The sequence below is a fragment of the Pseudomonas sp. S3(2024) genome (genome assembly GCF_036861315.1).
In the GTDB taxonomy this organism is placed as follows: Bacteria; Pseudomonadota; Gammaproteobacteria; order Pseudomonadales; family Pseudomonadaceae; genus Aquipseudomonas; species Aquipseudomonas putida_A.
In genome coordinates, this window is the sequence record NZ_JAZAQQ010000006.1 from 193,922 (window position 1) to 217,485 (window position 23,564).

A 23,564-nucleotide genomic window follows, 5' to 3' on the forward strand; every position below is an offset into this window, starting at 1 on the left:
TCTCAATCCAGAAATTCGGGTTTCTGTTTACTCATATGGGCGGCCATGGCCACGCGCAAGTCGGTGGATTGCAACATGGCGGCGTTCCAGGTGGCAACGTATTCGAGGCCGTCGTCGATGCGATGATCGCGCATGTAGCTGATCATTTCCTTGGTGCCGGTGACCGCAATTGGCGATTTGCTGGCGATGTCACGGGCAATGTCCATGACGCCGTCGAGCAGCAGCTCTTTGTCGCCATACACGCGATTGACCAAGCCGATGCTGCGCGCTTCTTCAGCGCCGAAGGTGCGGCCGGTGTAAGCCAGTTCACGCAGCATGCCGTCCCCGATGATCCGTGGCAACCGTTGCAAAGTGCCAACATCGGCGGCCATGCCGATATCGATTTCCTTGATCGAGAATTGCGCGTCTTCGGCGGCGTAGCGCATGTCGCACGCGGCGATCAGGTCGATCGCACCGCCGAGGCAGTAGCCCTGAATCGCCGCCAGTACCGGTTTGCGACAGTTGTCGACGGCGTTGAACGAGGCTTGCAGGGTGAGAATCTTGCGCCGCAGCAGGCGTGCGTTACGGCCGACGTCCTTGCCCAGTTCGTTGGCGACGCCGGCGAGCATCATCAGGTCGATGCCGGAGGAAAAATGTTTACCGTTACCGCTGAGCACCACCACCCGCACTTCATCGGTGTCATCGATCCACTGGAAAATCTCGACGATCTCGCTCCAGAACGCAGCATTCATCGAGTTGATCTTTTCCGGACGATTGATCTGCACATGCGCGATGTTGTCGGCCAGTTCGACGCTGAAGGCGGTGTATTGAGTCATGGCAGTGATCCTTTACCGGGCAGAAAATGAGGCCCGAACTATAACAAGGCATGACAATGGCGGTTCGGCCAAATGCGGGACTGCTTCGAGAAATGGGGTGTCAGGGCTGGCCTCTTCGCGAGCAAGCCCGCTCCCACAGGGTCAGGTTTGATCACAGACGTTGTGATCCACCCAAGACCTGTGGGAGCGTGGCTTGCCCGCGATAGGCTCACCGCCGATCTAACTAACCTTCACTGCCACATAAGCCGCCGTCTCATAAGGCACCGTCAGCACATGCCGCCCACGCAACGCCGGCTCCGAGGCAATCAACGCGCGAATCTGCTCATCAACCTTGTCGCGCTGCGCCTGCGGCAAGGCCGCAATGAAACTGGTGGAGCGCACCCGATTGAAGATCACGTCCTCGGGCGAGCCGGTGTGCCCATGATGAAACTGCTGCAACTGCAACGGCCCGAACGCCGGATGCGGAAACGCCTGACGCCATTGGCCGGTGTAGTAACGCGGCGTGTCCCCCTCCAGCGCATTCACGATCGCGTCGAGTTTCGGCACCCAGCTGACTTGCGTATCGCGCAGGTTCCAGATCAACCCAAGCTTGCCGCCAGGCTTGAGCACGCGGGCGATTTCCGTCAGGGCTTCCGGGGTGGCGAACCAATGGAACGCCTGCGCGCAGACCACTGCATCCACCGACGCGTCAGGCAATGGCAGATCGGTCGCGGTGCCGCTAACCGCCAACACCTGCGGCCAGGCAGCGGAAAGTTTTTCCAGCATCTGCGCCACCGGTTCCACGGCGATCACCTGCGCGTCGGTGGCCGCCAGCCGTCCGGTGAACTTGCCGGTGCCGGCGCCCAGATCGATGACGGTCTTGTGACTGTCCAGACCCAACGTCTGGGTCAGCCACTGACTGACCTGCGGCGGGTAGTCCGGGCGGCCCTTGATGTAGGTGTCAGCGGCAGTCTTGTAGCCGGCAGCAGCGGAGTGATGGACCTGATCTTTCATGGCAGTTCCTCGTGTGTCAGCGCCGGGGCATGGCAAAGCGCTGGATGGACGGCGGGCGTAGCCGAGCATAACGCCGCGATTTGCGCGTACCTTGAACAGAGCCTGACAAAGCAATGAATAAAATGCCGGGCTGTGGTGTTCAAAGTGAAACATAACCCTCTGTGGAGCCTTGCCCATGACTATCCGTTCCGTTATGTTCGCCGCCCCGTTGCTGCTGGTCACCGTGTTGTCCGCATCGATGGCGTTTGCCAACGGTGATGAAAGCGCGCCCGTGCAGAAGCCCAACTGCCCCAAAGGCCAGGTCTGGGACAGCAAATCACAAAAATGTGTGCTGCAGACCAGCAGCGCCGTACGGGATGCCGATCGCACCGACTATGCCTACCGATTGGCCAAGGACGGTCGCTACGAAGAGGCCCTGGCCCTGCTCGACACCCTGCAACAACCGAACACCGCCAAAGCCCTCAACTATCGCGGTTACGCCACGCGAAAACTGGGGCGTACCGATGAAGGCATCGGCTATTACCTGCAATCGGTGAAACTCGATCCGCAGTACGCGCAAGTGCGTGAATACCTCGGCGAAGCCTATGTGATCAAAGGCCGCGTCGACCTGGCGCAGGAGCAATTGCAGCAGATCAAATCGATTTGCGGCACCGCCTGCGAGGAATACCAGGACCTGGCTGAAGCCATCAACGATTCATCGAAAACCTGATATAGATAAAGGAACGCCATCATCGTCAGCGATCAGGCATTCAGAGCGGAACTCGGACAGCATCTGGCGCGGCTGTGGCGCTACGGCCTGCTGCTGTCGCGCAATCGTCACGTGGCCGAGGATCTGGTGCAGGCCACGTGTGTGCGGGCGCTGGAACGTGTCGGCCAATATGTGGCCGGCACGCGCATGGATCGCTGGCTGCTGAGCATCCTGCATTCAATCTGGCTCAACGAAGTGCGCGCCCGCCGGGTGCGTCAGGGCGCTGGTCAGGTCGATGCCGACGCGCAACTGGCCTTCGATGGCGAATACGCCGCGCAGACTCATGTGATGGCGGCGCAAGTGATTCGCCGGGTCGATGCGTTGCCGGAAACCCAGCGCGAAACCGTGTATCTGGCTTATGTCGAAGGCCTGTCCTACCGCGAAGTCGCCGAGATCCTGCAAGTGCCGATCGGCACGGTGATGAGCCGTCTGGCCACCGCGCGACTGAAACTGGCCGAGTACCCGCCGCTGCAAGCCGTGCCGAAAACCACCGGAGGTGACCACCCATGAACAAGCCCTCCGACGAACAACTGGTGGCCTACCTCGACGACGAGCTGGACCCCGCGTATCGCGCCCAACTCGACGGCGCGATTGCCGACGACCCGTTGCTCAGCCTGCGCGTGCAATGGTTCGAACGCAGCAGCCTGCCGTACAAGGATGCCTATGACGAACTGGCGCAACAGGCACCGCTGGAACGTTTGCAGGCGCGCCTCGATGCCATCCCCGCCCCTCAGCAGCCAGGCCTGAGCAGACGCTGGTTCATCGGTGCGGCCGCCGCGAGTCTGCTGGCGGGCGGCGTGTTGGCCGATCGCCTGTTTCTCGCCTGGCAAACGCAGCAAACGCATAACTGGCGCGCCCTGGTGGGCGACTACATGGCACTGTATGTGCCGCAAACCCTCGATCACCTGCCCAGTGACGAAGCCAGCCAGCGATCGCAACTGCGTGCGGTAGATGCACGCTTGGGGCTGAGTCTGTCGCCGGCACTGGTGAAGTTGCCGGGCGCCGAACTCAAGCGTGCACAAATGCTCGAGTACGACGGTGTGCCGATTGCGCAACTGACCTATCTCGATGCGAAACACGGGCCGCTGGCCTTGTGCGTGACTCGCTCCAACAGTGGCAGCCAGCCTTTGGCGCACGAACGGCGCCACGAAATGAACGTGGTGTACTGGACCGAAGGTGAGCATGCGTGGATGTTGATCGGGCACAACCCGGCGCCGGCGCTGGAAGACCTGGCAAAACACCTGGTCGACAAGCTGGGCGCGTGAGTGCCGCTCCACTATGCTGAGCGGGTGATTATCCAAGGAGGAAGCCCCGATGCAGATTTCACCCCGCACCGCCCTGCTGGTCATTGACGTGCAGAACGACTTCATCCCCGGCGGCCAGTTGGCCGTGCCCGAAGGCGATCAGATCGTGCCGCTGATCAATCGCCTCGGTGGCCTGTTCAAACAGGTGGTGATTGCCCAGGACTGGCACCCGAGCGGCCACGCGTCCTTTGCCTCAAGCCACCCCGGACACCAGCCTTACGAGGTAATTCAGTTGCCCTACGGCGAGCAGGTACTCTGGCCGGAGCATTGTGTGCAAGGCACTGCCGGCGCCGAGTTTCACCCCGAGCTGAACCTGCCGCACGCGCAACTGATCATCCGCAAGGGCTGTAATCCGGACATCGACAGCTATTCGGCGTTTCTCGAAGCGGACCGGCGCACCACCACCGGTCTGGCCGGTTATCTGAAGGAGCGCGGTATCGACACGGTGTACATGGTCGGTCTGGCGTTGGATTTCTGCGTGATGTTTTCTGCGCTGGATGCACGGGCGGCGGGGTTCAACGCGTTCGTGGTGCTGGATGCCTGTCGTGCCATTGACAGGGATGGGTCACTGGCAGCGGCGATGGAGCGGATGCAGACGGCCGGGGTTGGCCTGATTCAGTCAAACCAACTGATCTGACCAACACAACCCCCCTGTGGGAGCGGGCTTGCTCGCGAAAGCGGTGTGTCAGATTAATTTATGTCGACTGACACTCCGCCTTCGCGAGCAAGCCCGCTCCCACGGGTTTCGGGTCAAGTCATGTCAGGCAACCACAACCTGAACCGCGCCCCACCCAACGGCGAACTTTCAACCGTCAAGGTCCCGCCCTGCGCCTCCAGCGCCCGACGGCTGATGGCCAGGCCCAGACCAAAGCCGCCGGTAGCCCGATCACGACTGCGATCAAGTCGATAAAACGGTTCGAAAATCCGCTCACGCTCATCATCCGGAATGCCAATGCCATCGTCGTCGACCCAGATCTCGCAACCATCGGGGCTGACCTGCACGCCAATCTGAATGCGTTTTTCGCAATAGCGCATGGCATTGCGCAGCAGGTTCTGGATCGCTCGGGCGGTCAGGCGCGGATCCAGCGTGAAACGTTCGAGCTGACCGTGCAGCAGCACATCGATGACGATGTCCGGCGAGTCCAGTTCTTCATCGACACTGCCCAGAATGCTGTCGATGAACTCATCCAGCGAAACCTCGACCTGTTCCGGCAACTGCGCCGGGTTCTGCAGGCGGCTGTAAGACAGCAGTTCCAGCACCAACTCATCCAGTTCGCGAATGTGCGCAACCAGCCCTTGCAGGCGCTCGCGACTGGTCGCCGGCAAATCATCGGACAGCGCCAGGGCCAGACCGAAGTCCAGACGGGTCAGCGGCGTGCGCAATTCGTGGGACACCGCATTCAGCAGGTCGCGCTGCTGGTTGAGCAGATTTTCGATATCGCCGGCCATGGTGTCGAACACGTTGGCCAGGCTGCCGATGTTGGAACTGGCGGGGATTTGCGTGCGCTCGTTCAGGTGGCCCTTGCCGAAGCGTTCGGCAGCGCCCTTGAGGCGCTCCAGATCGCGCCAGTGCGGGCGAATCCACAGCAGCAGGCAGGCGAGCATGCTCGCACCGATCAGCACGTTGATGCTCCAGTACAACAGATTGACGTCCAGCGGATCCGGCGGCACTACCATCTGCACGGCAACGTCATCGTTCAGCGGCGTGACCGCCAAGGTGCGCCATCCCCAATCGCCAATGCGCACCACGTTTTCCCCACGGCGCAAACGCGCCTGCTCGGGGGCGGTGAAACCGGCGTCGTCGATGCGCGCCAGAGCGATGTGCAGCGGCTGGAAGTCCTTGTCCATCGACTGCGCCAGTGCCGGCCACTGATCCTGCGGCACCGCGTGAAACTGCCGGGTGATCAGCGATTGCAGGCCGCGCGAGTAGTCGAGGTTGTAGGTGATGAAGCGCTCGCGGAACGCCATGATCACCAGATCCGGCACCAGATAGATCGCCGCGCTGTAGGAGACGATCGTCACCAGATACAGGCGAAACAGGATTCTGAACATCAGCTCAGCATTCCCACTCGGAGCGGCTGAACAGGTAGCCCTTGCCCCATACCGTCTTGATCTTGCGCGCCTCGCCGGCGTGGTCGTCGAACTTGCGCCGCAGCTTGGAAATCGCCACGTCTACCGAACGGTCGGTGCCGTTGAACTCGATGCCGCGCAGGCGTTGCAGGATTTGATCGCGGCTCAGCACTTCCCCGGCATGCCGGGCCAGCACCACCAGCAAATTGTATTCGCCGCTGGACAGTTCCACCGGTTGCTCGCGCCAGGTCACGGTGCGCTCGGACAGGTCGATGCACAGATTGCCCATGACGATCCGGTCATTGACCGTCATCGGCTCACCAAGGCTGCTGCGCCGCAGCAACGTACGCACCCGGGCCAGCAGAACCCGTGGCTCGCACGGTTTGGTGACGTAATCGTCGGCGCCCATTTCCAGGCCCAGCACCTGATCGTGACTGTCGTCGCGGGCGGTCAGCATCAGGATCGGCAGGGTTGCCGAATCGGCACGCAGCAGGCGGCAGACTTGCAGGCCGTCGAGACCCGGCAGCATCAGGTCGAGAATCACCAGGTCCGGCGGATTGATCCGTGCCCGTTCGCGCACGTGGTCGCCACGGCCGATCACGCTCACGGAATAACCGTTGCGCTCCAGGTAGCTGGAAATCAGTTCGGCGAGGGCGGTGTCGTCTTCGACCAGGAGGATGTTGGGCATGGGGTGTTCCAGGAAAGTGCAGTGGCGACTGTTTGGGCCTCATCGCGAGCAGGCTCACTCCTACAAGGTTCGTGTCTGGCACAGTTCCAATGTAGGAGTGAGCCTGCTCGCGATGACGGTTTATCTGTCGCAATAAATTTCAAGGCGTAAAGGATATACGCCCTCACCCGTCCCTGAGTAAAACCCTTACACAATTTCACACAGCGCCTACAAAGCTTCACCGCTACCCTCGGCGTCTGGCCTTAGGATGCGGGCTTCAATATTGGGGGTGGTACATGTCAAAAAATCTTCTGGCCGGGCTCGGCCTGATCGCCGCTGCGCTGTTGCTGAGCGCCTGTGATTCGTCCTCGAAGGCCGAAGAAGAAGCGCCGCCAGCCACCGTGCGCATCGAGACCATCGAGGCCCGCCCCCTGTCGATCAGCAGCGAACTGAGCGGGCGGATCGCCGCGCCACGCATCGCCGAAGTGCGCGCCCGGGTGGCCGGCGTGGTGCTGCAACGGACCTTCCGTGAAGGCAGCGACGTGAAAAAGGGTGACGTGCTGTTTCGCATCGACCCGGCACCGTTCAAGGCTGATCTCGATAGCGCCGAAGCCGCGTTGCGCAAGGCCGAGGCCAATGCCTTCCAGGCCAGGCTGCAGGAACAACGCTACGCGCAGTTGATCGACGACAAGGCCATCAGCGCTCAGGATTACGACAACGCCCGCGCCAATGCCCGGCAAACCGCCGCCGATGTGGCGGCCAATAAAGCTGCAGTGGAACGCGCGAAGCTGAACCTCGGCTACGCCACCGTCACCGCGCCGATTTCCGGGCGGGTCGGCCGTGCATTGGTCACTGAAGGTGCGCTGGTCGGGCAGAACGAAACCACGCCGCTGGCGCTGATTCAGCAGCTCAACCCGATCTACGCCGACCTTACTCAGTCGACCCGTGAACTCAACGAACTGCGTCGCGCGTTCCGTTCCGGGCAGTTGCAGGCAGTCGGTCAGGATCAGGTCAAGGCCACCCTGATTCAGGATGACGGCAGCCTCTATCCGCTGCCGGGCAAATTGCTGTTCAGCGACATCAGCGTCGATCCGGGCACCGGCCAGATCATTCTGCGCAGCGAGTTCCCCAATCCCGATCTCGACCTGCTGCCGGGCAGCTTCATCCGTGTACGTCTGCAACAAGCCACCGTACAGAACGGCATCACCGTGCCGCAACGTGCGGTGCAGCGTGACAGCGCGGGTATCGCCCAGGTGCTGACCGTCGACGAGCAGATGCGCGTCGCCCAGCAGCCGGTGCAACTGGGCGCGGTGCAGAACGACCGCTGGATCGTCACCGGCGGCCTCAAGCCCGGCGACCGCATTGTCATCGAAGGCCTGCAACACGCCCGTCCAGGCGAAAAAGTGCAGATCGACGACACCCCTCTTCCACTTGCCCAGACCTCTGGTCAGTAAGCAGGACGCTTTCATATGCCGCAGTTCTTTATCGATCGCCCGGTGTTCGCCTGGGTTGTCGCCCTGTTCATCCTGTTGGCCGGTGCGCTGGCCATTCCGCAATTGCCGGTGGCGCAGTACCCCGATGTCGCGCCGCCACAGATCGAAATCTACGCGGTGTACCCTGGCGCCTCGGCGCAGACCGTCGATGAAAGCGTGGTCAGCCTGATCGAAGAAGAACTCAACGGCGCCGATCACCTGCTGTACTTCGAATCGCAGAGCAGCCTCGGCAGCGCTACGATCAAGGCCACCTTCCAGCCGGGCACCAACCCGGAACTGGCTCAGGTGGATGTGCAGAACCGTCTCAAGGTGGTCGAGTCGCGCCTGCCGCAGGCAGTCAATCAGCAAGGCCTGCAGGTGGAGAAAGTCTCCGCCGGCTTCCTGCTGCTGATCACCCTGACCTCCAGCGACGGCAAGCTTGATGACGTAGCGCTCAGTGATTATCTGGCGCGTAACGTGATGAACGAAATCAAGCGCATCGACGGCGTCGGCAAGGCGCAGCTGTATGGCGCCGAACGGGCGATGCGGATCTGGATCGATCCGCAGAAGCTGATCGGTTTCAACCTGACCCCGGCCGATGTCAACGCCGCCATCGTCGCGCAAAACGCCCAGGTGTCGGCGGGCAGTATTGGCGACTTGCCCAACCCATCCTCGCAGGAAATCACCGCGACCATTCTGGTCAAGGGGCAGTTGTCGACGCCGGAAGAGTTCGCCGACATCGTGCTCAAGGCCAATCCGGACGGCTCCACCGTGCGCATCGGCGATGTGGCACGGGTCGAAGTCGGCAGTCAGGAATACCAGTTCGGCACGCGCCTGAACGGCAAGCCGTCCACCGCCGTCGGCGTGCAACTGGCCCCGGGGGCCAATGCCTTGGCGACCGCCACTTTGATCCGGGCGAAGATGGACGAGCTGTCGCGCTACTTCCCGGCCGGCGTCGAATACAAGATTCCGTATGACACCTCGCCGTTCGTCAAAGTCTCGATCACCAAAGTGGTTTACACCTTGGGCGAAGCGATGCTGCTGGTGTTTGCGGTGATGTTCCTGTTCCTGCAGAACATCCGCTACACGCTGATCCCGACGCTGGTGGTGCCGGTGGCCCTGATGGGCACCTTCGCCACCATGCTCGCACTGGGCTTTTCGATCAACGTGCTGACCATGTTCGGCATGGTGCTGGCGATCGGCATCCTGGTGGACGACGCCATCGTCGTGGTGGAAAACGTCGAGCGCATCATGGCCACTGAAGGACTGTCGCCGAAAGAGGCGACGCGCAAGGCGATGAAGCAGATCACCGGGGCGATCATCGGCATTACCCTGGTGCTGGTGGCGGTGTTCATCCCGATGGCGTTCATGCAGGGTTCGGTGGGGGTGATTTACCGGCAGTTCTCGCTGTCGATGGCGACCTCGATCCTGTTCTCGGCGTTCCTGGCCCTGACTCTGACGCCTGCACTGTGCGCCACGCTGCTCAAGCCGATCGCCAAGGGCGAGCACCACGAGAAAAGCGGATTCTTCGGCTGGTTCAACCGCCGCTTCGAGCAACTGACCGATCGTTATCAAGGCTGGGTCGGTTACGCGCTGAGGCGCAGCGGGCGTTATCTGCTGATCTACGGCGTGCTGCTGATCGGCATGGGCCTGTGCTTTGCGCGCCTGCCCTCCTCGTTCCTGCCGGTTGAGGATCAGGGTTACACCATCACCGACATTCAGTTGCCGCCGGGTGCGAGCAAAAACCGTACGGTGCAGGTGGTCGAGCAGATCGAAGCGCACAACGCCAGTGAACCGGGGGTTGGCGACAGCACGGTGATTCTCGGCTTCAGCTTCTCCGGCAGCGGGCAGAATGCGGCGCTGGCGTTTACCACCCTCAAGGACTGGTCGGAGCGCGGCAGCGACGATTCGGCTACGTCGATTGCCGATCGCGCCAATATCGCCCTGAGCCAGATCAAGGATGCCATCGCGTTCGCTGTGTTGCCGCCGCCGGTTGACGGCCTCGGCACGTCGAGCGGTTTCGAATTCCGTCTGCAGGATCGCGGCGGTCTCGGTCACGCGACATTGATGCAGGCGCGCTCCGAATTGCTCGCCGCCGCAGAAAAAAGCCCGGTGCTGATGAACGTGCGCGAAAGCGCGCTGGCCGAAGCACCGCAGGTACAGCTGGAAGTGGACCGCAAACAGGCCAATGCATTGGGCGTGTCGTTCGCCGACATCGGCAGCGTGTTGTCTACCGCCGTGGGTTCCTCCTACATCAATGACTTCCCCAATCAGGGGCGCATGCAGCGGGTGGTGGTCCAGGCCGAAGGCGATCAGCGCAGTCAGGTTGATGATTTGTTGAAAATGCATGTGCGCAATAACGCCGGGCACATGGTGCCGCTGTCGGCGTTCGTTCAGGCCAAGTGGACGCAAGGCCCGGCGCAACTGACCCGTTATAACGGCTACCCGGCGATTGCGATTTCCGGCGAACCGTCGCCGGGGCACAGTACCGGTGAAGCGATGGCGGAGATTGAACGCTTGGTCGCTCAGGGGCCGAAAGGTCTGGGTCAGGAGTGGACCGGGCTGTCGTTGCAGGAACGTTTGTCCGGCAGCCAAGCGCCGATCCTGCTCGGTCTGTCGTTGCTGATCGTGTTCCTGTGCCTGGCGGCGTTGTACGAGAGCTGGTCGATTCCGACTTCGGTGCTGCTGGTGGTGCCGCTGGGTGTGCTCGGCGCAGTACTGGCGGTGACCTTGCGCGGCATGCCCAACGATGTGTTCTTCAAGGTCGGGCTGATTACCATCATTGGTCTGTCGGCGAAGAACGCGATCCTGATCATCGAGTTCGCCAAGAGCCTGTACGACGAAGGTCACGACCTGATCGACGCGACGTTGCAAGCCGCGCGCCTGCGTCTGCGCCCGATCGTCATGACCTCGCTGGCGTTCATCCTGGGCGTGGTGCCGCTGGCCATCGCCACTGGCGCCAGTTCGGCGAGCCAGCAGGCCATCGGCACCGGAGTGATCGGCGGCATGATCACGGCGACGCTGGCGGTGATCTTCGTGCCATTGTTCTTTGTAGTAGTAATGAAGCTCGTACAACGCTTCAGCAAACACCACTGATCCCTGTGGGAGCGGGCTTGCTCGCGAAGGCTTCGTGTCAGTCTGTATTCATGTAGCTGACACACCGCTTTCGCGAGCAAGCCCGCTCCCACAAGGTCATCGAGCAGTCGGGGCAGTGTGCATCCGGTGATTTTCGTGCCGGTGTTCTTTGTGGTAGTGATGAAGCTCGTACAACGCCTCACTAAACACCACTGAGCCCTGTGGGAGCGGGCTTGCTCGCGAAAGCGATGTGTCAGCTACATGAATACTGACTGACACGACGCCTTCGCGAGCAAGCCCGCTCCCACAAGGTCATCGAGCAGTCGGGGCAGTGTGCATCCGGTGATTTTCGTGCCGGTGTTCTTTGTGGTAGTGATGAAGCTCGTACAACGCCTCACTAAACACCACTGAGCCCTGTGGGAGCGGGCTTGCTCGCGAAGGCGTCGTGTCAGTCAGTATTCATGTAGCTGACACAGCGCTTTCGCGAGCAAGCCCGCTCCCACAAGGTCATTCGAACAGTCAAGTCAGTGGTCATCCGAGACGTCGCTGGGCTAAGGTGTAAAAACATCCTGGCCCATCGAGTCCCCATGCGCTTTCTCGCCCGCACCCACCCTCGCCTGTCTGCCGCCGCTTTGGTCGGCCTTGCCACCGGCCTGCTGGTCCCTGCCGACTCCGTCGTCAGCAAAATCCTCATCGGCTGGAACGCCGGCGTCTGGACTTACCTGATCCTGATGTTCTGGCTCGCCACCCGAGCCAAGGCACCGGACGTCAAACGCATCGCCGTCGTCGAGGACGAAAACGCCGGACTGGTGCTGTTCGTGGTGTGTATCGCAGCGTTGGCCAGCCTGGCCGCCATCACCCTGGAACTGGCCGGCACCAAGGATCTGGATACCCATCGCAAACTTCTGCATTACGCGTTCACCGCCGTCACCGTGGTAGGTTCGTGGCTGGTGATCGGGGTGATCTTCTGTGTGCACTACGCGCGCCTGTTTTACACTTGGGATGGCAAGGAACCGGCCCTGCGTTTCGCTGAAGGTCTGACCACGCCCAATTATTGGGACTTCCTGTATTTCTCCTTCACCATCGGCGTGGCGGTGCAGACTGCCGATGTCGGCGTGGCTACCCGCGATATTCGCAAGATCGTCCTGGCGCAATCATTGATCGGCTTTGTGTTCAACACCGCGATTCTGGGCTTTTCGATCAATATTGCTGCCGGCCTGTTTGGCTGAGCATTGCGCAGATACTTCAATAACGCTGAGCACCGCCCGTCGGCGCCAAGTTGAAGTACCACGCGCATTCACTTGACGGAGTGTCAGCTTCTGGTGTTTCCTGAAACCGGTTTCAGCGCCATCGCGGCGCATGAAACGAATAAATCCAATAATAGGTTTCAGACCGTGAACGACTTCTCCGCCGCCCAGCGCAGCCGCGTGACCATGCTTGATGTTGCCGAACGCGCCGGCGTATCCAAGGCCAGCGTCTCGCGCTTCATCGGCGACGACCGCGCCCTGCTCTCCGATGCCATCGCCTTGCGTATCGAGCAGGCGATCAGTGAGCTGGGTTATCGCCCGAACCAGATGGCCCGTGGTCTGAAACGCGGGCGCACGCGCCTGATCGGCATGCTGGTGGCCGATATCCGCAACCCTTATTCGATTGCCGTGATGCACGGGGTGGAAACCGCCTGCCGTGCGCACGGCTACAGCCTGGTGGTGTGCAACACCGACCGCGACGACGAGCAGGAGCGCCAGCATCTGGCGCTGTTGCGCTCGTACAACATCGAGGGGCTGATCGTGAACACCCTAGGCCATCACCGTGACGAACTCCACGAGTTGCACCGGGAAATGCCCCTGGTGCTGGTGGACCGCAAGGTCGATGGCCTCGACAGCGACATGGTCGGGCTGAACAATCCGCAAGCTGTTGAGATGGCGCTGAAGCACCTGGAACAGCGCGGCTATCGCGATGTGTTGCTGGTGACTGAGCCTTATGACGGCACCAGTTCGCGGATCGAGCGGGTCAGCAGTTTTCAGACGCAGATTGCCCAGCGCTCCGGGCTGACCGGGGCCGTGTTGGAAACCAGCGACGCACTCGCCACTCATCTTCAAATCTTTTTGGACACACCGGCGACTGGGCCTAAAGCACTGTTCTGCGCCAACGGTGTGGCGGCGCTGGCCTGCACCCTGGCCTTGCGCGAAATCGGGTGTCGGCTATTTGAAGATGTCGGGCTGATTGCCCTGGATGATCTGGATTGGTACCCGTTGGTCGGCAGCGGAATTACCGCCCTCGCCCAGCCCACAGCCGAGATTGGCGCGCGGGCGTTTGAGTGTTTGCTCAAGCGTTTGCGGGGGGATGTCGAGGTAGCGCGCAGAGTGGATTTTGCGCCGGTGCTGGTTGAGCGCGGGTCTACCCGAGGATCTTTGCGGTGACTGTTATGGCGCCATCGCGAGCAGGCTCACTCCTACAGGGGGAGCGCATTCCAAATGTAGGAGTGAGCCTGCTCGCGATGGCGCCCGAACGCCCGACGAAGATCAATCAGATTTTTTTGAACAAAAATGAAACCGGTTTCAGAGGTAGATAACAATGAATAAACCTGCCGTTTCCATCAGTCTGTCCAGCTACGGCGCCGAGCTTGTGCGCCAACGCGGGCAGGACTTCTTCATCGATGTGCTGGCTGCCGCCGGCGCTGATCGCATCGAGTGGCGCGAAGAGTTGCTGACTCGCGAAGTGCCCGAGCAACTGCAAGCCGCCACTCGGGCGCAGGGACTGCAAAGCATCTATTCGTCGCCGAGCGAACTGTGGCTCGCCGGTCAGGCGCGGCCCAATCCCGAGCTGATCAACGCCCTGCAACATGCAGAAGCGTTTGGCTCGAAATGGTTGAAAGTCTCGCTCGGTTACTTCACCGACAACTGTGATCTGCAAGTGCTGAAACAACTGCTGGGCAACAGCCCGGTGCAGTTGCTGGTGGAAAACGACCAGACCTTGCAGGGCGGCCGCATCGAGCCGTTCCAGCGTTTTTTCGCGGCGGTGGAGCAGCATGATTTGCCGATCAAGATGACCTTCGACATCGGCAACTGGCAGTGGCAAGACCAGTCCGCCGCCAACGCCGCTCGCCTGCTCGGACGGCATGTCGGCTACGTGCACTGCAAAGCCGTGGCCCGCCGCGCCGACGGCAAATTGGTGGCGGTGCCGCCCGCCGTCAGCGACCTGCATTTGTGGGAACAACTGCTGCGGCACATGGCCCAAGGCGTTATGCGCGCCGCCGAATACCCGTTGCAGGGCGATGACCTGGTGGCGCTGACCACGGAACACGTCGCCGCCCTCGCCCGCCTTGGTCAATCGCGCCTGGAGCCTGCCCATGTCTGATCTCGATATTCTGTCGTTCGGTGAAACCATGGCAATGCTGGTCGCCGAGCAGACCGGTGATCTGGCCGAAGTCCAACACTTCCACCGGCGCATTGCCGGCGCCGACAGCAATGTGGCGATCGGCCTGTCGCGGCTGGGTTTCAATGTGGCGTGGCTGAGCCGGGTCGGCGCCGATTCCCTCGGACGTTTCGTGGTCGAGACCTTGATCAAGGAAGGTCTGGATTGCAGTCACGTCGCGGTCGATCACCAGCATCCGACCGGTTTCCAGTTCAAGTCGCGTAACGACGACGGCAGCGACCCGCAGGTCGAGTATTTCCGCCGTGGCTCGGCGGCCAGTCATCTGTCATCGCTGTCGATCACTGACAGCCTGCTAAGCGCTCGCCACCTGCACGCCACCGGGATTCCACCGGCGCTGTCAGCGAGCGCCCGGGAAATGTCGTTCGAGCTGATGACACGCATGCGTCATGCCGGGCGCAGCGTGTCGTTCGACCCCAATCTGCGCCCGAGCCTGTGGGCCACCGAGCAAGAGATGATCCGCGAGATAAATCGCCTCGCCGCCCTCGCCCACTGGGTCTTGCCGGGCTTGAGCGAAGGTCGCTTGCTGACCGGTTTCGAAGACCCGGCGGACATCGCGGCGTTTTATCTCGATCAGGGCGCCGAAGCCGTGGCGATCAAGTTGGGGCCGCAAGGTGCTTATTACCGCACGCAACTGGATCAGGGTTTTGTCGCCGGGGTGCCGGTGGCCAACGTGGTCGACACCGTGGGTGCGGGCGACGGATTTGCCGTCGGCATGATCAGTGCCCTGCTGGAACATCAGAGCTTTGCCGAGGCGGTGCAACGCGCCAACTGGATTGGCAGTCGGGCGGTGCAAAGTCGCGGGGACATGGAGGGTTTGCCGACCCGATCCGAGCTTATCGCTGAATTCGAGGCCGCTGATCGCGAGCAGGCTCACTCCTACATTGGATCTCCGCCAGTCACAGCTGCAGCGGCAAACACATAACCCTTGTAGGAGTGAGCCTGCTCGCGATGAGGCCCGCTCAGACAACCGATTCATTGAACCTGCTGCGACAAAAACAACAAGCTCAGGAGCAACACCATGAAAACCGCAACCCTCGCCGCCCGCCGCTGGTGGTACATCATGCCCATCGTGTTCATCACCTACAGCCTGGCGTATCTGGATCGCGCCAACTACGGCTTCGCCGCCGCGTCCGGTATGGCCGCCGACCTGATGATCACCCCGGGCCTGTCTTCATTGCTCGGTGCGCTGTTCTTCCTCGGCTACTTTTTCTTCCAGGTGCCGGGTGCGATCTACGCGCAAAAGCACAGCGTGAAAAAGCTGATCTTCTTCAGCCTGATTTTCTGGGGCGGCCTCGCCACCCTGACTGGCGTCGTGTCCAACGCCTACTGGCTGATCGTGATCCGCTTCATGCTCGGCGTGGTCGAAGCCGCGGTGATGCCGGCGATGCTGGTCTACCTGTGCCACTGGTTTACCCGTGCCGAACGCTCGCGGGCCAACACCTTTCTGATCCTCGGCAACCCGGTAACGATGCTGTGGATGTCGGTGGTTTCGGGCTATCTGGTGCAGCACTTCAGCTGGCGCTGGATGTTCATCATCGAAGGTCTGCCGGCGGTGCTCTGGGCGTTTATCTGGTGGAAGCTGGCCGATGATCGTCCGGCTCAGGCCAAGTGGCTGAGCGAGCAGGAAAAGCACGATCTGGAAAGCGCGCTGGCCGCAGAACAGGTCGGGATCAAAGCGGTGAAGAACTACGCCGAAGCCTTCCGCTCGCCGAAAGTAATCATTCTGGCGCTGCAGTTTTTCTGCTGGAGCATCGGCGTCTACGGCTTCGTGCTGTGGTTGCCGTCAATCCTCAAGGCGGGCGCGCAAATGGACATGATCGAGGCCGGCTGGCTTTCGGCGCTGCCGTATCTGGCGGCGGTGATCGGCATGCTCGCGGTGTCGTGGGGCTCGGACAAACTGCAGAAGCGCAAACGCTTCGTCTGGCCGCCACTGCTGATCGCCTCCATTGCGTTCTACGGTTCCTACGCCTTGGGCGCGGAACATTTCTGGTGGTCATACACACTGCTGGTGATCGCCGGTGCCTGCATGTACGCACCTTACGGGCCGTTCTTCGCCATCGTTCCGGAGATCCTGCCGGCCAACGTCGCCGGCGGTGCCATGGCGCTGATCAACAGCATGGGCGCGCTGGGTTCGTTCGGCGGCTCGTATCTGGTCGGCTATCTGAACAGTTCCACCGGTTCTCCCGGTGCTTCGTACCTGCTGATGAGCGGCGCGTTGCTGCTGTCGGTGGTGCTGACGATTTTTCTCAAGCCTGGCGCCAGTGATCGTGTCGTGGCCAAAGCCGTAGTCACGCGTCCCGTGCCGGCGCATTCCTGAAGAGATTTTTGCCCATGAAAAAGCAAGTCGTGCTGTACAAGAAACTGTCGCCAGCGCTGATGACGCGTCTGCAGCAACAGTGTGAAGTAACGCTGATCGAAAGCCTCGACGCCGACGGCCTGATGAAGCTACGCGACGCCCTGCCCGGCGCCCACGGTTTGCTCGGCGCCAGCCTGAAACTCGACGCCGCGCTGCTCGATCTGGCGCCGCAGCTTGAGGCCATCGCCAGTGTCTCAGTGGGTGTCGACAACTACGACATCGACTACCTGACCCGGCGCAAGATCCTCCTTAGCAACACCCCGGACGTGCTCACCGAAACCACCGCCGACACCGGTTTCGCGCTGATCCTCGCCACGGCCCGGCGCGTGGTGGAACTGGCGAACATGGTGCGCAGCGGCCAATGGCATCGCAACATCGGCCCGGCGCATTTCGGCACCGATGTACATGGCAAGACCCTGGGCATCATCGGCATGGGCCGCATCGGCGAAGCGCTGGCGCAGCGCGGGCATTTCGGTTTTGGCATGCCGGTGCTTTATCACAGCCAGTCGCGCAAACCGGCGGTTGAGGAACGTTTTGCGGCGCAGTACCGCAGCCTGGAAGCGCTGCTGCAAGAGGCCGATTTCATCTGCCTGACCCTGCCGCTGACTGCGCAGACCGAAGGCCTGATCGGCGCCGAGCAGTTTGCGCTGATGCGCCCCGAGAGCATCTTCATCAATATCTCGCGCGGCAAAGTGGTGGATGAAGCGGCGCTGATCGACGCGTTGCGCCACCAGCGGATTCGCGCAGCGGGGCTGGATGTGTTCGAGCGTGAACCGCTGAATCATGATTCGCCGTTGTTGCAACTGAATAATGTGGTGGCAACCCCGCACATGGGTTCGGCGACGCATGAGACGCGGGAGGCGATGGCCAGGTGTGCGGTGGACAATCTGCTGGCGGCTTTGGCTGGGGAGAAGCCGGTGAATCTAGTGAATCCGGCGGCTTGGCAGGGCTGAAAAATGCGCTGAATGGCGGATTGCATTCGCGAGCAAGCCCGCTCCCACAGGGTTCGGTGTGTACAGATAACATTATGTACACACCCATCCACTGTGGGAGCGGGCTTGCTCGCGAAGAGGCCAGTTCAGGCAACACAACACTGTCAGGCACTACGCGCCTGCAACAGCTGCACCGCACACAACGCAATCCGCGCACAGGCATCCGCCAGCTGCACCCGATCCAGCACCAACCCGATACGAATATGCCCCGCCGCACTCGGCCCGAACGCTTCGCCAGCCAGCACAGAGACCCCATAACCTTCCAGCAATCGCTCGGCAAACGCCTGCGCGCCAAACCCGGTCTGGCGCACATCGACCATCACGAACATCCCGCCATCCGGGCGAATCGGTTGCAACCCCGGGCAACCACGCAAGCGCTCGCACACCAGATCGCGGCGCAACCGATATTCCTCGCGCATCTGCGTCACCTCCGGCAGATCGCTTGCCAACGCGACCTCCGCTGCTTTCTGCACAAAATCCGGCAGGCCGAAAAGCATGCTCAACGACAGGTTCACCAGATGCTCGGCCAGCACCTTCGGCCCGATCGACCAGCCAATGCGCCAACCGGTCATGGCATGGGATTTCGACAGGCTGTTGATGGTTGCCGTGCGTTCGGCCATGCCCGGGAGGCTCGCCGGGCTGATGTGTTCGCCCTCGTAGAGCAGATCGCTGTAGACCTCATCACTGATCAGCCACAAATCGTGGCGCACGCACAGCGCCGCCAACTCTTGCCAGATCAGCAGCGACAGGCTCGCGCCGGAAGGATTGTTGGGACTGTTGAGCAACATCGCGCGGGTCTTCGGCGTGATCCGCGCAGCGACATCAGCGGGATCAACACGAAAGCCGTTTTCCGGTCGAACCGGCACCGGCACCACCGTCGCACCGCACGCGCCGAACACACCCTCATAGGTCACGTACATCGGCTCGGCGACGATCACTTCGTCACCCGGATCCAACAGACATTGGGCCACCGAATACACCGCGCATTGCGCGCCGGGCAGCACGATCACGTGCTCGGCATCCACCACCTGACCGCTGCGCCGCTGGTGGCGGGCGGCGATCAATTTGCGTAGCGCCAAGCGGCCACGCACTTCGGAATAATGCGTATCGCCGGCCAGCAGACTGTCGATGGCGCCGTGGATGATTGGCAACGGCGTGTCGAAATCCGGATCCCCTACACTCAGCAGCAGGATATCGACACCCTCGGCGCGCAGCTCCAGCGCTCGGTCATGAATCTGCCAGGCTGCGGCGCCCTCCCCGGCGATGCGTTGGGTCAAGGCTGAATAGCGCATGCACGTCTCCTGATTGCGCGGTTTCCAGCCTTCACCCTAGGTCAAATCACAAACCGCGCCAGCCGCTTTGTCCTTTGGATGAATTTAAAGAAGAACTTCGTACTGTGGTCGATTAGCGGTCGACTGACTACCTGTCAGAGTTGACAGTAGACCCACTTCACAAACGCTCGCTTAATCAACATGAGGAAACAATTGCGGCCCCCTCTAATCGAAACGACGGAGCGTTGAAACGATGACGAATCTAAATGAAAAAATCCTCTTATTGGACGCACCGGAAATCCCCGATGCGCTGCCCAATTTCCCTGGCAGTCAGGTTAACCTGTTGCCATTGAGTGCATTGGTATCGCCACTAAAGGTGTTAATTCCAGACTGGCAGTGTTCACCTCCTGAACCAGCGCCAGTGCACGTACTGTTGACGCTGTTGTTAAAAGAGAAACCGGTGGCGGACTATCGTTTTACGACACCCATCGCCCCGGAGCTTTTCCCATTTGAGGCCCACATCCCTGAGACCTACCTGGCACAGGAAGGCGAGCACGAGGTTTCATACACCGTCGATATTGGCGGGAATACAGCGATGGCAATGAGCACGCCGATCACGGTCGATCTAACGGCTCCCAACTTCGGCAATCCGGGAGAGCCTCCGCAATTTCCACCAGAAATCGACAGTGAGGGGATCACACAGCGGTATCTCGACGCTAACAATGATGAAGTTCTGGTAACCATTGCCACCTATATGCAGCAGCGAGCCTGCGACAGCATCGAGTTTCACTTTGGCTCACTTGCGGCGGAGCCAGTCATCATTAAAACGGTGCATGACGCAACTTCACCTACCGTTATCAAACTGAATGGCGCGATTATCCGTGGGATAGGCTCCGGCACCATGTTCGCGTTTTACAGGCTGCGCGATCGTGCAGGAAACCTTGGGCAACAGTCTTCGTTTAAGCAAGTCAACGTGAACCTGTCTTGAAGCGCTGACTCTTCGAGGTGGGCCGAACACTCATCTGGTTCGGCCCACTTCAGGCAACTGCGTATTTCTCAAATCACAAAGCGCGCCACCATCGCATTCAAATCCACCGCCAGACGCGACAGTTCATGGGTCGCGGCGCTGGTCTGGTTGGCCCCGGCGGCCGATTGGGTGGCCAGGTCGCGAATATTGACCAGGTTGCGGTCGACCTCACGCGAGACCTGCGCCTGTTCTTCCGAGGCGCTGGCGATCACCAGGTTGCGCTCGTTGATCTGGTGGATCGACTGGGTGATTTGCTCCAGCGCCACGCCGGCAGCGCGGGCCATTTCCAGAGTGGTCTGGGTGCGCTGGTTGCTTTGCTGCATCGACGACACCGCTTCGCCGGTACCGTTCTGGATGCCAGCGACCATTTTTTCGATTTCCTGAGTCGATTGCGCAGTGCGATGGGCCAAGGCGCGTACTTCGTCCGCCACCACCGCAAATCCGCGTCCGGCCTCACCGGCACGCGCTGCTTCGATCGCCGCGTTGAGGGCCAGCAGGTTGGTCTGTTCGGCGATGGCGCGGATCACGTCCAGCACCTTGCCGATGTCGCGCCCCTGCGCGGCGAGGCCTTCGATCATTTGCGCGGTGCTCTGCACGTCATGGGTCATGGTCTGGATCGCGTCGACGGTTTTCACCACTTGATCGCGACCTTCACGGGCGGCCTGGGTCGACTGGTTCGAGGCTTCGGAGGTCGATACCGCGTTGCGTGCGACTTCCTCCACAGCGGCGGTCATTTCGTTGACGGCGGTGGCGGCTTGTTCGATCTCGTTGTTCTGCTGTTGCAGGCCACGGGAAGCCTCTTCGGTGACCGCGCTCAGCTCTTCGGCAGCCGCGCCCAACTGAGTCGCGGAACCGGCGATCTGTTCGATGGTTTTGCGCAGGTTGATCTGCATCGTGGACAGGGCTTGCAGCAGTTGGGTGGCTTCGTCTTTGCCGTCGACTTCAATCGACTGGGTCAAGTTGCCGCCAGCGATGGTTTGCGCAGCCTGTACCGCACGGTTCAATGGGGTGACGATGCTGCGGGTCAGCAACAGGGCCAGCAGTACCGTGGCGAGCGCGGCGACCACGGCAACAACGATGATGCCGGTAATGGCGCTGTCGTAATGCTCACCGGCCTGGGTGGAGGCGACTTTCGCACCCGCCGCGTTGATCGCGATCAGCTTGTTGAGTTGCTCGCCCATCTGGTCGGTGCCGTCCTTGATTCGCGTGTTGATCAAGGTGCGCATCTCGTCGACCTTGTCCTGACGCGACAGCTCCATCATCTGGTTTTGCGCTTGCAGGTAGTTGTCGAGCGTGGTCGCGAACGTCTGATACAACGCACGCTCTTCGCTCTCTGCCGGCAACGCGGCATAACTGGCCTGAGCGCTGCGCACCTTGTCCACCAGCACGCCGATGCGTGTTTGCGCTTCTTGCAGACCTGCCGGGTCGCGGTTGACCAGAATCCGGAACGACAGAATCCGCAGGCGCAGAACGTTTTCCGTGACCACGCCAAGGTAGGTGACGCTGGGCAGTTGGTTGGTATCCATGTCGATGGAAGCCTGGCGGATGGTCGACATGCGGTTGACGGCGAACACACCAAGGACAATCACCAGCAAGGCGATAAAGGCAAAACCGAGGAAGGCACGGGGCGCGATATTCAGGTTACGCAAGGACATGGTTGGACTCTCGGATAGAGGTAACTGCGAGCGTCCTTGCCGTCATCACTGGACCTTGGGGGCGGGACCAGTCAGGCGTCACTGTTCGAGGGAATCTGTGTGCGCCTGATCTCTGTATCGGCGGGGCTTTAGGAAGATTTGGTGTAAAGCGAAAATATTCTTCAAGGTGTTTCACCACTGAAACACCGTGAAGCTTGGCCTACTTCTGTGGCGAGGGAGCTTGCTCCCGCTGGGCTGCGAAGCGGCCCTATATCCTGCCACCACGTATCATAAGTCTCACCGCATCAGCCGGATTGACGACTGCTGCGCAGCCGAGCGGGAGCAAGCTCCCTCGCCACAACATCTTCAGGGCATCAGCTATTGAGTTTAGCCATCTGCCAGACGCGGGCGATGTCCGTCGCGCGTTCGCGCAACAAGCGTGGAGCTTCGGCACAGGCCTGCTCCAGGGTCATCGGGCCGCTGGTGACGGCGAATGCGGCGTCGATGCCGTGCTCGTAGAGTTCCTGATAACCCTCACCCAAGGTGCCGGCGATGACGATCACCGGCACGCCGTGCTGCTTGGCAATCCGCGCCACGCCGAACGGTGTCTTGCCGCGCAGGGTTTGCGCGTCGAACCGCCCTTCTCCCGTGATCACCAGATCGGCGCCGTTGACCGCTTCAGCCAGGCCCACCAGTTCGGCAACCACTTCCACGCCGGCCTGAAATTGCGCACCGAGAAACGCCTTGGCCGCAAAACCCAATCCCCCCGCCGCACCACTGCCCGGCTCATCGCGAACGTCCTTGCCCAATGCTTGCGCGCAGAGTTCGGCGAAGTGTCCCAGTGCCTGATCCAGTTGCTGAACCTGCGCCGGTGACGCGCCCTTTTGCGGGCCGAAAATCGCCGAGGCACCGTGCGGGCCGCACAGCGGATTGTTGACGTCGGCGGCGATGTCGAAGCGCACTTGGGCCAGACGCGGATCGAGCTCGCTCAAGTCCAGTCGCGCCAGTTGCGCCAGTGCCAAGCCGCCCGGCACCAATGGCTGACCCTGCGCATCGAGCAATTTCACCCCAAGCGCCTGCATCGCGCCGGCGCCGCCGTCGTTGGTGGCGCTGCCGCCAATCGCCAGAATCACCCGTTGCGCGCCGGCATCCAGCGCGGCGCGAATCAGTTCGCCGGTGCCGAAAGTGCTGGTGATGCAGGCATCGCGCTGCCCCGTAGGCACCAATTGCAAACCACTGGCCTCGGCCATTTCGATGATCGCGGCGTGATTGTGTGGCAACCAGCCCCACGCGGCGTCGACCGGCGCACCCAGCGGCCCGCGTACTCGGGTGCGGCGCAGTTCGCCCTCGCAAGCGGCAAGAATCGATTCCACCGTGCCCTCGCCGCCGTCGGCCATCGGGCATTTGACCAGTGTTGCGTGCGGCCAGACCTGCGCCAGCCCCAGCGCAATGGCTTCGGCAACGCCTTGGGCACTCAGGCTGTCCTTGAACGAATCGGGGGCGATGACGATCTTCATGCGAATTCTCCAGTTCCAATGCACCTCATGCTGCCAGTCGGCCTGCGCATTGACGCCGGTCCGCTGCACAAGCGCGGTGGGCGATTGTTGTTCATTTATACAAAAGCCTTGGGGATGAATGTTGTGGCCCTATCGCGAGCAGGCTCACTCCTACAGGGGAATGCATTTCAAATGTAGGAGTGAGCCTG

General features: G+C 61.3%; 19 protein-coding genes and 1 pseudogene. 13 read left to right on the forward strand and 7 right to left on the reverse strand.

Features of this window, described 5'->3' with window-relative positions; translation table 11 throughout:
• Positions 1–2: 2 nt before the first annotated feature.
• Positions 3–815 carry a crotonase/enoyl-CoA hydratase family protein gene (locus VLA07_RS17365; RefSeq protein ID WP_096796076.1) on the reverse strand — a complete coding sequence of 271 codons (813 nt, stop codon included), beginning with the start codon at positions 813–815 and terminating at the stop codon, positions 3–5.
• A 219-nt stretch (positions 816–1,034) separates the two neighbouring features.
• Positions 1,035–1,808 (reverse strand): class I SAM-dependent methyltransferase, encoded by a 774-nt coding sequence (locus VLA07_RS17370; protein ID WP_330207284.1) that lies wholly within the window; start codon positions 1,806–1,808, stop codon positions 1,035–1,037.
• 175 nt (positions 1,809–1,983) lie between these two features.
• Here VLA07_RS17370 and VLA07_RS17375 point away from each other — a divergent pair, with 175 nt between their 5' ends.
• The 4 genes from VLA07_RS17375 to pncA all read left to right on the forward strand — a co-directional run bounded on the left by VLA07_RS17375 (position 1,984) and on the right by pncA (position 4,497).
• Positions 1,984–2,517 carry a tetratricopeptide repeat protein gene (locus VLA07_RS17375; RefSeq protein WP_027611978.1) on the forward strand — a complete coding sequence of 178 codons (534 nt, stop codon included), beginning with the start codon at positions 1,984–1,986 and terminating at the stop codon, positions 2,515–2,517.
• 63 nt (positions 2,518–2,580) lie between these two features.
• Entirely contained in the window at positions 2,581–3,066 is a 486-nt protein-coding gene (locus tag VLA07_RS17380; protein WP_221303486.1) for an RNA polymerase sigma factor, read from the forward strand.
• On the forward strand, positions 3,063–3,821 hold the full coding sequence (locus VLA07_RS17385) for an anti-sigma factor family protein (protein WP_333989912.1): 759 nt from the start codon (positions 3,063–3,065) through the stop codon (positions 3,819–3,821). The genes VLA07_RS17380 and VLA07_RS17385 overlap by 4 nt, the downstream gene beginning before the upstream one ends.
• Before the next feature lie 49 nt (positions 3,822–3,870).
• A complete protein-coding gene (pncA, locus tag VLA07_RS17390) occupies positions 3,871–4,497 on the forward strand; it encodes a bifunctional nicotinamidase/pyrazinamidase (RefSeq protein ID WP_098963969.1) in 627 nt (208 codons plus the stop codon).
• A 113-nt stretch (positions 4,498–4,610) separates the two neighbouring features.
• On the opposite strand, the gene VLA07_RS17395 is transcribed toward pncA, so the two are convergent.
• Complete coding sequence (locus VLA07_RS17395; RefSeq protein WP_333989916.1) at positions 4,611–5,912, reverse strand: ATP-binding protein; 1,302 nt, start codon at positions 5,910–5,912, stop codon at positions 4,611–4,613.
• A gap of 4 nt (positions 5,913–5,916) precedes the next feature.
• A complete protein-coding gene (locus VLA07_RS17400; RefSeq protein ID WP_003224662.1) occupies positions 5,917–6,618 on the reverse strand; it encodes a response regulator transcription factor in 702 nt (233 codons plus the stop codon).
• Between the two features lie 275 nt (positions 6,619–6,893).
• On the opposite strand from VLA07_RS17400, the gene VLA07_RS17405 reads away from it, so the two are divergent.
• From VLA07_RS17405 to VLA07_RS17440, 8 genes and pseudogenes are all read left to right on the forward strand, one after another.
• Positions 6,894–8,051 carry an efflux RND transporter periplasmic adaptor subunit gene (locus tag VLA07_RS17405; protein WP_096797435.1) on the forward strand — a complete coding sequence of 386 codons (1,158 nt, stop codon included), beginning with the start codon at positions 6,894–6,896 and terminating at the stop codon, positions 8,049–8,051.
• Between the two features lie 15 nt (positions 8,052–8,066).
• Positions 8,067–11,165 (forward strand): efflux RND transporter permease subunit, encoded by a 3,099-nt coding sequence (locus tag VLA07_RS17410; protein WP_333989924.1) that lies wholly within the window; start codon positions 8,067–8,069, stop codon positions 11,163–11,165.
• 566 nt (positions 11,166–11,731) lie between these two features.
• Entirely contained in the window at positions 11,732–12,373 is a 642-nt protein-coding gene (locus tag VLA07_RS17415; RefSeq protein ID WP_330207279.1) for a DUF1345 domain-containing protein, read from the forward strand.
• Positions 12,374–12,538: 165 nt separating this feature from the next.
• Complete coding sequence (locus tag VLA07_RS17420) at positions 12,539–13,564, forward strand: LacI family DNA-binding transcriptional regulator (RefSeq protein WP_333989925.1); 1,026 nt, start codon at positions 12,539–12,541, stop codon at positions 13,562–13,564.
• A 154-nt stretch (positions 13,565–13,718) separates the two neighbouring features.
• The gene (locus tag VLA07_RS17425) at positions 13,719–14,501 is read left to right on the forward strand and encodes a sugar phosphate isomerase/epimerase family protein (RefSeq protein WP_097089680.1); all 783 of its coding nucleotides are present in this window, start codon (positions 13,719–13,721) and stop codon (positions 14,499–14,501) included.
• Positions 14,494–15,501, forward strand: a complete 1,008-nt coding sequence (locus VLA07_RS17430) for a sugar kinase (RefSeq protein WP_333989928.1) — start codon at positions 14,494–14,496, stop codon at positions 15,499–15,501. The genes VLA07_RS17425 and VLA07_RS17430 overlap by 8 nt, the downstream gene beginning before the upstream one ends.
• A 96-nt stretch (positions 15,502–15,597) precedes the next feature.
• Positions 15,598–16,889, forward strand: a pseudogene (locus VLA07_RS17435) (MFS transporter); the annotation flags it as partial.
• Between the two features lie 21 nt (positions 16,890–16,910).
• Entirely contained in the window at positions 16,911–17,888 is a 978-nt protein-coding gene (locus tag VLA07_RS17440) for a 2-hydroxyacid dehydrogenase (RefSeq protein ID WP_333989931.1), read from the forward strand.
• 143 nt (positions 17,889–18,031) lie between these two features.
• Here the strand turns inward: VLA07_RS17440 and VLA07_RS17445 are convergent, their stop codons facing one another.
• Positions 18,032–19,219 carry a pyridoxal phosphate-dependent aminotransferase gene (locus VLA07_RS17445; protein ID WP_027611991.1) on the reverse strand — a complete coding sequence of 396 codons (1,188 nt, stop codon included), beginning with the start codon at positions 19,217–19,219 and terminating at the stop codon, positions 18,032–18,034.
• Positions 19,220–19,451: 232 nt separating this feature from the next.
• On the opposite strand from VLA07_RS17445, the gene VLA07_RS17450 reads away from it, so the two are divergent.
• Complete coding sequence (locus VLA07_RS17450) at positions 19,452–20,186, forward strand: hypothetical protein (RefSeq protein ID WP_333989933.1); 735 nt, start codon at positions 19,452–19,454, stop codon at positions 20,184–20,186.
• 68 nt (positions 20,187–20,254) lie between these two features.
• Here VLA07_RS17450 and VLA07_RS17455 read toward each other — a convergent pair whose 3' ends face one another.
• Together VLA07_RS17455 and VLA07_RS17460 are read right to left on the reverse strand one after the other, a co-directional pair.
• Positions 20,255–21,880 (reverse strand): methyl-accepting chemotaxis protein, encoded by a 1,626-nt coding sequence (locus VLA07_RS17455; protein ID WP_096797428.1) that lies wholly within the window; start codon positions 21,878–21,880, stop codon positions 20,255–20,257.
• A 353-nt stretch (positions 21,881–22,233) separates the two neighbouring features.
• Positions 22,234–23,376, reverse strand: coding sequence for a glycerate kinase (locus VLA07_RS17460; RefSeq protein ID WP_333989937.1), 1,143 nt, complete (start codon positions 23,374–23,376; stop codon positions 22,234–22,236).
• Positions 23,377–23,564 lie beyond the last annotated feature (188 nt).